This is a genomic window from Streptomyces palmae (assembly GCF_004684805.1).
GTDB classification, from domain to species: domain Bacteria; phylum Actinomycetota; class Actinomycetes; order Streptomycetales; family Streptomycetaceae; genus Streptomyces; species Streptomyces palmae.
On record NZ_SRID01000267.1, the window covers coordinates 1 to 9,825 of the forward strand.

General features: G+C 71.8%; 6 protein-coding genes. 4 read left to right on the top strand and 2 right to left on the bottom strand.

Annotated elements, in window-relative coordinates:
• Positions 1-38: 38 nt before the first annotated feature.
• Together manB and E4099_RS23235 are read right to left on the bottom strand one after the other, a co-directional pair.
• Positions 39-1,133 (bottom strand): mannose-1-phosphate guanylyltransferase, encoded by a 1,095-nt coding sequence (gene manB / locus E4099_RS23230; protein WP_135341064.1) that lies wholly within the window; start codon positions 1,131-1,133, stop codon positions 39-41.
• Positions 1,134-1,272: 139 nt separating this feature from the next.
• Positions 1,273-2,715 (bottom strand): peptidoglycan recognition protein family protein, encoded by a 1,443-nt coding sequence (locus E4099_RS23235; protein WP_135341059.1) that lies wholly within the window; start codon positions 2,713-2,715, stop codon positions 1,273-1,275.
• A gap of 130 nt (positions 2,716-2,845) precedes the next feature.
• Between E4099_RS23235 and E4099_RS23240 the strand changes: the two genes are divergently transcribed.
• From E4099_RS23240 to E4099_RS23255, 4 genes are all read left to right on the top strand, one after another.
• Positions 2,846-3,598: a TIGR03089 family protein gene (locus tag E4099_RS23240; protein ID WP_135341060.1), complete on the top strand. Its 753-nt coding sequence runs from the start codon at positions 2,846-2,848 to the stop codon at positions 3,596-3,598.
• A gap of 248 nt (positions 3,599-3,846) precedes the next feature.
• Entirely contained in the window at positions 3,847-5,688 is a 1,842-nt protein-coding gene (locus E4099_RS35070; RefSeq protein ID WP_135341061.1) for an LCP family glycopolymer transferase, read from the top strand.
• A gap of 298 nt (positions 5,689-5,986) precedes the next feature.
• Positions 5,987-7,801, top strand: a complete 1,815-nt coding sequence (locus tag E4099_RS23250; protein WP_135341062.1) for an LCP family protein — start codon at positions 5,987-5,989, stop codon at positions 7,799-7,801.
• Positions 7,802-7,871: 70 nt separating this feature from the next.
• Positions 7,872-9,560, top strand: a complete 1,689-nt coding sequence (locus E4099_RS23255) for an LCP family protein (RefSeq protein WP_135341063.1) — start codon at positions 7,872-7,874, stop codon at positions 9,558-9,560.
• Positions 9,561-9,825: the final 265 nt, after the last annotated feature.

The window sequence follows — 9,825 nt, forward strand, 5'->3', positions numbered from 1 at the left end:
GGGCGGGGGGTCGGGGAATGATCGCGCGGCTCGCGGTCTCACATGTCTGAGGAGAAGCGGACCGTGCCGGGGGGCAGGTTCGCGCCGCACCAGATGCGGGCGCCGGAGTGGAGTTCGTTGTCGGCTCCGATCACCGCGCCGTCGCCGACCACCGCGCCGCGCAGGACGGTCCGGGCGCCGATCCTGGCGCCCTCGCCGATCAGCGAGTCATGGATCCGGGCGCCGGGTTCGACCACCGCTCCGTCCAGCACCGCGCTGCCCTCGATCTCGCTGCCGGCGCCGATGCGGGCGCCTCGGCCGATCACGGTGCCGGCGGTCAGCTTGGCGTCCGGGGCCACCTCGGCGCCCTCCAGGACCAGCCGTTCGCCGCAGCCTCTGGGGACCGCCGGGGAGGGCGCGCGGCCCAGGATCAGGTCGGCGGAGCCGCGGACGAAGGCGTGCGGGGTGCCCAGGTCGAGCCAGTAGGTGGAGTCCACCATGCCCTGGAGGTGGGCGCCCTCGGTCAGCAGACCGGGGAAGGTCTCGCGTTCCACGGAGACCGGGCGGCCGGCCGGGATGGTGTCGAGCACCGAGCGCCGGAAGACGTAGGCGCCGGCGTTGATCTGGTCGGTGACGATCTCCTCGGGGGTCTGCGGCTTCTCCAGGAAGGCGGTGACCCGGCCGGTGGGATCGGTGGGCACCAGCCCGAAGGCGCGCGGGTCGGAGACCCGGGTCAGGTGCAGCGAGACATCGGCGTCGCTGGTGCGGTGGGTGTCGACCAGGCTGCCGATGTCCAGGCCGGTGAGGATGTCGCCGTTGAAGACCAGCACCGGGTCGTCGGGGCCGGAGTGCAGCCGGGAGCTGACGTTGCGCAGGGCGCCGCCGGTGCCCAGGGGCTCGGTCTCGGTGACGTACTCCAGGTGCAGTCCGAGGGCGGAGCCGTCGCCGAAGTACGGTTCGAAGACCTCGGCCAGGTAGGAGGTGGCGAGCACGATGTGCTCCACCCCGGCGGCACGGGCGCGCGCCAGCTGGTGGGTGAGGAACGGGACTCCGGCCGCCGGGACCATCGGCTTGGGGGTGTGCACCGTCAGCGGGCGCAGGCGGGTCCCCTTGCCGCCGACCAGGAGGATCGCTTCCGGCGCGGTTGACGCGATTGGCACGTAGTGTCTCTGCTTCCTGCTGTTGCTCGCCGGGGTCGGGTTGGCGGCCAGTGTATGCAGCCGCCCCTCCGGCCCGGCCCGGCGGCCCTGGGGCCGGTCGGGCCGGGGAGCGAGTGAGCGGGCGGCGGACGGGTCAGCGGCCCTGGAGTCCGGCGGCGTGGGTGCGGGTGGTGCCGAGCCGGCCGTAGAGGCGATTGCCGGGGCAGTCGGTGGCGAAGCCGTCCCGGTGGCCGGAGATCACCCGGAGCTTGACCTTGGTGCCCTTGCGGTACTTGTTGCTGCCGCCGGAGACCATGGTGGTGGTGGAGCGGGGGTTGACGTCGAACAGGCCGAGCTTCCAGGCGGTGAGCTTGGCGATCGCGTTCACCGCGGCCTTGGGCGGGTTGGCCTTGCTGTACGTGCCCAGGACCGCGATGCCCATGCTGTCGGTGTTGAAGCCGAGGGTGTGGGCGCCCTGGACGGCCCGGGCCACACCGCCGGCCCGGCCCTCGTAGATGTTGCCGCACTTGTCGATGGCGAAGTTGTAGCCGAAGTCCCGCCAGCCGTTGGTCTTGACGTGGTAGCGGTAGATGCTGCGCAGCAGGGCCGGGGCCTGGGCGCAGGTGTAGTTGTTGCCGGTGCCGCTGTGGTGGATGAACGCCGCCTTGACGGTCTTGTTGTAGCTGAACTGCCGGCCCCGCAGACTTTCGTCGGCGCCCCAGCCGGCCCGGGTGATGATCGGTGGCCGGGGCCCGACGAAGGGGTGCCCGGCGGCCGCCATGTCCGCCTCTTCGAGGCCGGAGGGGTCGAGTTCGCTGAGTTCGCCCTGCAGGGCCTGCTGGACGGTCTCCTCCTCCGGCGTGGGGGGCTCGGGGGTGCGGTCGAGGCCGCGGCTGGTGCCGGCCCCCTTGCCGGGGTCGATCAGGTCCAGCCGCAGTCCGGCGGGGAGCGGCTCGGCGCCCTTCCCGGTCAGCACCCGGGCCTGGACGCCGTCGGAGTCACCGACCCACAGCGGGATCGTGCTGCCGTGGGCGCGGGGGCCCCGCCGCTCGGGCGAGTCGGCGTCGGGGGCGTCGTCGTTGTGGGTCTCCAGCTCCTGCCAGGCGGACCAGCGGTGGCTGCCGACGGCCCGGGTACGGACCTGCACCCGGCCGTGCAGGTCGGCGGCGGGGTCGTCCCAGACCGCGCCGAGCAGCGAGAAGGGCCGCACGACGCGGGGCGCGACACCGCGCACCTGCGGGCCGGCGGACGACGGGCCGGTTCCCGCCTCGGCCGCGGGCCGCCCGTTGCGGGCGCCGGCCAGCGGGCGGGTGTCGAGTTCGGCCGCGGGCCGGCCGTTGCCGGTGGTGGTCGACGGGCGGGAGCGGTCGAGCGGGGTCAGGGGCAGCGACTGGGTGCTGCCGGAGACGGAGGCGGCGCTGTCCGGGGCCGCCTGGCCACGGGGCTGGGCGGCTTGGGTCCGGGCGCGGACGGTGGTCGGTGGCTTGTCGGCTCCGGTCGGGTCCGGAACCTGGGCGGCTCCGGCCTGGACGGTGAGCGGAAGGGCGAGGGCGGTCGCGCAGACCACGCCGATCGAGGATGCCAGGAGTGCACGCATGTAGTGAATCTTGGACATACAGTCACATATTTGTCTATTGCGCCCGGCCGCGTGTCGGCGCGTCCTCCCCGGGCCCGAGGGACCCGGATCGGGGCCCGCCCCAGGGGCGCCGCCGCGTACCCTGACGGCGATGAACGCCACCGACCGCACCCCCGCCGACCTGCTGCGTTCCGCGCTCGCCGCGGACCCGGGTCGCCCGCTTGTCACCTACTACGACGACGCCACCGGCGAGCGCGTGGAACTCTCCGTCGCCACCTTCGCCAATTGGGTGGCGAAGACGGCCAACCTGCTCCAGGGCGATCTCGCCGCCGAGCCGGGCGACCGGCTGGCGCTGCTGCTGCCGGCGCACTGGCAGACCGCCGTCTGGTTGCTGGCCTGCTCGTCCACGGGAGTGCTCGCCGACCTCGGCGGCGCCCCGGTCTCCGCCGACCTGGTGGTGAGCGGCCCGGACACCCTGGAGGCGGCGGCCGGCTGCTCCGGGGAGCGGGTGGCGCTGGCGCTGCGTCCGCTGGGCGGCCGCTTCCCGCAGCCGCCGCAGGGTTTCCTGGACTACGCGGTGGAGGTGCCGGGGCAGGGCGACAGGTTCGCCCCCTTCGCCCCGGTGGACCCGGCGGCGCCCGCGCTCGCGGTGGGCGGGCTGGAGCTGACCGGCGAGCAGATCGTGGAGCGGGCCCGCGCGGACGCCCGGGAGCGCGGCCTGACGGCCGGGTCGCGACTGCTGTCCGGACTGTCGTACGACAGCTGGGAGGGGGTGTCGGCCGGTCTGCTGGCGCCTCTGGCGGCCGGTGGCTCGGTGGTGCTCTGCCGGCACCTCGACCGATTGGACGCGGCCGGCCTGGCCCAGCGGATGGAGAGCGAACGGGTCACCGCCCAGGCCCTCTGAGGCACCGGGGGCTGACCCGTTCGGGCCGGGGGTCGGGCACCCCGGGGCCCTCCCTTTGCCCGTTCCGCCCCCTTCTGGCGCCGCGAACACCCGGCTTGCGCTCGCCCGATCTCGACCCGGCGCATTTTGCGGGCTCACGCGCACAACCATGCGCGGGTTTAAGACGTCTGCTCCTGTGATCGGCGGCCGGTCCCGGCCGGACCGGGCCGGCGACGCCGCCGAGGCGAGCGCGAGCGGGGGGTACGGACATGACGAGTGACAGCCTGGCCGAGCAGCCGGACCACCAGGACGACACACCAGAGGCCGCGGCCCAGGCCGCACCGGACTCCCTGACCAAGGACGCCCGGGCCGAGGAGGCCCCGAAGTCCCCTGAGGCCCCGGGGTCCTCGGCCAAGGGCGCCCAGGCCGAGGCCGTACCGGACAGCCATGCGGGTGTCGCGCCCGACTCCCCGACCGCGGAGGCCGCGTCCGAGACCGTGCAGGCACCCTCGGCCGAGGACGCCGGTGCCGAGAAGGCCGCGCCGGACGCCGCCGAGGAGCCCCGGGCCGAACCGGAAGCCGGATCCGGCCCCGCGGTCGAGGCCAGCCGGGCCGAACCCGAGTCCGACATCCCCGCCCAGGGCAGTCCGGCCGAGGGCACCATCGTCAAGGACACCCAGCCCGCGAGCGGCCCGGTCGAGGACGCCTCCACCGAAGGCGCCCAGGCGAAGGACACCCCAGCCGAAAACGCCTCCGCCGAGGACACTCCGGCCGAGGACGGCTCGGCCGCAGACGCCGAGGCCGAGGACGCCTCCACCGAAGACACCCAGGCGAAGGACGCCCAGGCCAAGGACGCCTCGGCAGAGCCTGACTCCGGGCCCGCCTCGGCCTCCACCCCCCAGGCCGACTCCGAGGCCGAACCCGGGCCCGAATCCGCCGCCACCCCCCAGGCCGCCGCGGAGCCGCCACCCGCTCCCCGGGTCCGGCGGTCCCGGGCGCGGCGGTGGCTGCGCGGGGTGGCGCTGGGGACGGCCGTGCTGCTGGTGGCCGCGGGCGGGGCGGGCTGGTACATGTACGAGCGGCTGAACCGGAACATCACCACGGACACCGCCACCGCCAAGGAGCTGAAGCGGTACGAGGCCGAGCGGCCGGTGCCGGTGGTGGAGGACGCCCGGAACATCCTGCTGATCGGGTCCGACACCCGGGGCGGCAAGGGGAACGGCAAGTACGGTCAGGACTCCGGCACCCAGCGCTCGGACACCACGATCCTGCTGCACCTGGCCGCCGGCGGACGCAGCGCCACGGCGGTCAGCATCCCGCGCGACCTGATGGCCGACATCCCGGCCTGCCGGTCGGCGGACGGGACCCAGGCCGCCGCCCGCTTCGCCCAGTTCAACTGGGCGTACGAGTTCGGGGGCGCGGCCTGCACCATCCGCACGGTGGAGAAGCTCACCGGGGTGCGGATCGACCACCACATGATCGTCGACTTCCGGGGCTTCAAGCGGATGGTGGACGCGGTCGACGGGGTGGACGTCTGCCTGCCGGAGCCGGTGGACGACGCCAAGGCGCATCTGCGGCTGCCGGCCGGGCCGCAGACCCTGCACGGCGAGGAGGCGCTCGGCTACGTCCGCGCCCGCTACAGCATCGGGGACGGCAGCGACACCCAGCGGATGTCCCGCCAGCAGGACTTCCTCAGCTCCCTGGTGCGCAAGGTGCAGGGCAACGGGGTGCTGCTGAACCCGGCGCGGCTGTACCCGGTGCTGGACGCCGCGACCTCCTCGCTGACCACCGACCCGGGGCTGGGTTCGCTGCGGAAGCTGTACGCGCTGGCGCAGGACCTGCGGAAGATCCCGCACGAGCGGTTCCGGTTCCTCACCGTGCCCCGGCAGCCGTACGCCAAGGACCGCAACCGGGACGAGCTGCGGCAGCCCGCGGCGGAGCAGCTCTTCGAGCGGCTGCGGATGGACCGACCGGTCCACGATGCGGCCAACACCTCGGAGGACGCGGACAATTCCGGAGACAATCGCCCTGGCTCCTCGGAGGCCGGTGCGGACGGCGCCGGCGAGGAGGCAACCTCCACGCCCGGCGGCGCATGTAAGCAGACGGGGTGAATCCCTCGGCCGGGGCTCCCACCGGAATCTCGGCCGTGATCTCGCCCGGGTCTCGTTTCACGATCGAAGGGATCTTGAAAGGATTGGGCAGATTGCCCAGTTGTAGGGGAGTGGAATTTGTCACCGGCGTCGCTTGACGCTGAACTGGGCGGATAGTGTGAGCGATCCGGTGTGCACGACCAGGCCGACCGCGCACCGTACGGAAACCAACCGAGCGCCTTGAGGGGGAGGCGCCGCGTGGCATCGACGGAGGACTCAGACGACCGTGGACGCGCAAGGCCGTGGGCAGGCGGATGGCATGGACCCCGCCGACCAATGGGTGTTCAACCCGAGCACCGGCAGCTACGAGCTGCGACTGGACCCCGCCGATGATCCGGCGCCCACTTCCGATGTCCCTCGGCCCGGTGGAACCGGTGGTCGGCGGCGCCGCCCGGTGCCCGAGCCGCGGCCCTCGTCCGAGTCGGGGCGGGTGCCCGCGGCACGGCAGGAAGGCGCCTCAGGACAGGAGGACGCCGCACGCCCGGGGGCGGAATCCCGGCAGGAGGCGGCGGAGCGGCCGGAGGCCGGGACCCGTGCCGGGCGCCGCCGGGCGGCCGGAAAGGCTCCCTCCGGCAAGGGCGAGGACACGGACCGGTCCGCCGGGCCGGCCAGCCGCCGCAAGCCCAAGCCGAAGAAGTCCAAGACGAAGAAGGCGCTGATCTGGGGCGGTGGCACGCTCGCCTTCCTGCTGGTCGGCACCTCGGTCGCGGCGTACCTGATCTACCAGCACCTCAACGGCAACATCACCAAGGTGGATGTCGGCGAGAACAACGCCGCGGTGGTCGACGGCCCGGTGAACATACTGGTGATCGGCACCGACAAGCGCTCCGGCAAGGGCAACAAGGGCTACGGCGACGAGGGCAGTGCCGGCCACGCCGACACCACCATCCTCTTCCACGTCTCGGAGGACCGCACCAACGCGACCGCGCTCAGCATCCCCCGCGACCTGATCACCGACATCCCCGAGTGCTCGGTGAAGCAGGAGGACGGCACCCGCAAGCCGATCGCCGGTTCCACCGGCGTCCGCTTCAACACCAGCCTGGGGCAGCAGGGGCGCGACCCCGGCTGCACCTGGCAGACGGTGGAGAAGCTCACCGGCCTGCAGATCAGCCACTTCATCATGGCCGACTTCAACGCGGTCAAGTCGCTCTCCTCCGCGGTGAACGGGGTCGAGGTCTGCCTGGCGAAGGACATCGACGACCCCAAGTCGCACCTCAAGCTGAGCAAGGGCCGCCACATGATCCAGGGCGAGGACGCGCTGGCCTTCGTCCGCACCCGGCACAGCGTGGGCTTCGAGAGCGACCTGGACCGCATCAAGCTCCAGCAGCAGTTCCTCAGCTCGATGATGCGGCGGATGAAGTCCAGCGGCACGCTGACCAGCCCGACGAAGCTGTGGAAGCTGGCCAACTCCGCCACCAAGGCGCTGACCGTGGACACCGGCATAGGTTCGGTCGGCAAGTTGAAGGACATGGCGCTGGACCTGAACAAGGTCGATCTCAAGCACGTCACCTTCGTCACCCTCCCGGTGCTGGACAACCCGAACGAGGGCCCGGTGAAGAAGACCGTGGTGCTCGACAAGCCCAAGGCCGAGGCGCTGTTCGCCATGCTCAGGGACGATGTCTCGCTCACCGAGGTGAAGCAGAAGCAGAAGGCGGCCAAGGCCGCGGAGGCCGCCCGACTCAAGGGAACCAAGGCCGCGCCGGCCGACGTCCGAGTCAAGGTACTGAACGGTAGCGGCCGACTCGGCGCCGCCCAGGACACGGTCGAGTGGATGCAGAACAACCAGGGCATGATCCGCTCCGGCAACGGCGGCAACGCTCCCGCGGACCAGAAGAAGACGACGTTGGAGTACGCCCCCAACCAGGCCGACCAGGCGCGTCGGCTGGCCGCCAGCATGGGACTGCCCGGCTCCGCCCTGAAGCCCGGCACCAAGGACGCCGAGCCCATGGCCCAGATGACCCTGGTGCTCGGCGCGGACTTCAAGGGACCGGGCATCCCGGTCGCAGCGCCGCACAAGGCGCCCAAGGATCTTCAGCGGGTCGGCGCGGACGACAGGTCCGTCTGCGCCAAGTAATGATGATGATGACCAACCGGAGCATGCCCGCCCATCGGGCCGGACGCACCGCCTAGCACGGGGAGGCCCGATGGGGCAGGACAACACTGTGCGCGGGGAGGGACGCCGTAGGCGACCATCCGCCGCACAGGATCTGGGCTGGGACGACAGCCTGTACGAGGAGGACGCCGAGGCCGCGCCCAAGGCGGCGGGCGCCGACCGCGGCGGGGAGTCCGAGCCGAACCCGGAGCCCGGCCCGCACCGCGGCAGCCGGCGGCACCGGCCTGCCAAAAAGAAGAAGAAACGCAGCAAAGGCGTGCGAATACTCAAGTGGACCGCGCTGAGTCTGGCGGTGATCATCCTCGGCGCGGCGGGCGCGGGCTACCTCTACTACCAGCACCTGAACTCCAAGATAAAGAAGGACGACCTCAACCTGGGCACCAAGCGGCTGGACAAGGCCGCTCCCAACGAGGACGGCCAGACGCCGCTGAACATCCTGATGCTGGGCTCGGACAGCCGTAACTCCAAGGCGAACCTCAAGCTCGGCGGCGCCCGCCAGACGGTGGGCGAGAAGCCGCGGGCCGATGTCCAGATGCTGGTCCACGTCTCGGCCGACCGCAGCAACATGTCGGTCCTCAGCATCCCGCGCGACACCCGGGTGAAGATCCCTGAGTGCAAGGACAAGAAGGGCAAGGTCTACCCCGAGACCACCCGCGAGATCATCAACGCCAGCATGCAGCACGGCGGACCCGGCTGCACGGTGGCCACCTGGGAAGAGCTCACCGGCATCCCCATCGACCACTTCATGGAGATCGAGTTCTCCGGTGTGGTGGACATGGCCGACGCGGTCGGCGGTGTCCCGGTGTGCGTGCAGGACAACGTCTACGACAAGAGCTCCGGCCTGCGGCTGCACGAGGGCGAGACCTATGTGAAGGGCCAGCAGGCCCTCCAGTGGCTGCGGACCCGGCACGGCTTCCTCGGGCAGAGCGACATCGCCCGGGCCCGGGCCCAGCACATCTACATGGGCGCGATGGTCCGCCAGCTGAAGTCCGGCGCCAAGCTCACCGACCCGGGCAAGCTGATGGACCTGGCCGAGGCCGCCATCGACGCGCTCACCGTGGACCGCGGGCTGGGCACCGTCAAGAAGCTGTACGACCTGGGCAACACCCTCAAGGAGGTGCCCTCCAAGCGGATCACCATGACCACCATGCCGTGGCTCCAGGACCCGCAGAACCCGCAGGCGCACGTGATCCCCGCCCCGGACGCCGAGAAGGTGTTCTCGCTGATCCGCAACGACATCGCGCTGGACGGCAAGGACAAGCTGAAGAAGCCCAAGAAGGCCACCCCGCCCCCGGCGGCCCCCAAGGACCAGATCCCGGTGACCGTGCAGAACGGCACCAGCACCATCTCGCTGGCCCCGGTGCCGCAGCGGGCGACCGCGATCGCGAGTGTGCTGGTCCAGGACGGCTTCAGCAAGGCGGTCTCCGACCGGACGCCCAAGTCGCAGGCGGACACCACCATCACCTACCCCAAGAAGGAGATGCAGGGGGACGCGCTGGCGGTGGCCAAGGCGCTGGGCATCCCCAGCGGCGCGGTGCGGATGTCCACCTCGGTCGCCCAGGTGACCCTGGTCGTCGGCTCGGACTGGCGTGAGGGCTCCGCCTACCCGAAGGGCGCGCACCACGACAGCAAGGACGAGAACAAGGCACCCGAGAGTGCCGACCTGCTCTCCGGCGACAAGAAGGACTGCATGCCCATCGACCCCGGCCACCGCTTCTGAGGACGGCGTCCCGGGGAGGAACGCCTCGCCCGGGACGCCGCGAGGCCGATGCCGCCCCGATGTCGCCATTTCGCCCCGTCGAGCCGCCGCTCGGCGGGGCGTCGTCATGGCAGGCGGCGGGCAGCGGGCGGAAATGCCGCTGTTTCCGTATTCACTCGCGCACAGAAAGCGAGAGCAAAGGGGTCCCCGTGTGAGCCCGGGCATAGGACTCAGATCACTTACGAAGCGCCTTAGTGGAGAGAAGAACCCCCGGTAAACCCCGAAT

Excerpts from the sequence above, each read along its gene's own strand:
- E4099_RS23235 (WP_135341059.1), bottom strand. The coding sequence starts at position 2,715 with ATGCGTGCACTCCTGGCATCCTCGATCGGCGTGGTCTGCGCGACCGCC.
- E4099_RS23240 (WP_135341060.1), top strand. The coding sequence starts at position 2,846 with ATGAACGCCACCGACCGCACCCCCGCCGACCTGCTGCGTTCCGCGCTC.
- E4099_RS35070 (WP_135341061.1), top strand. The coding sequence starts at position 3,847 with ATGACGAGTGACAGCCTGGCCGAGCAGCCGGACCACCAGGACGACACA.
- E4099_RS23250 (WP_135341062.1), top strand. The coding sequence starts at position 5,987 with ATGGACCCCGCCGACCAATGGGTGTTCAACCCGAGCACCGGCAGCTAC.
- E4099_RS23255 (WP_135341063.1), top strand. The coding sequence starts at position 7,872 with ATGGGGCAGGACAACACTGTGCGCGGGGAGGGACGCCGTAGGCGACCA.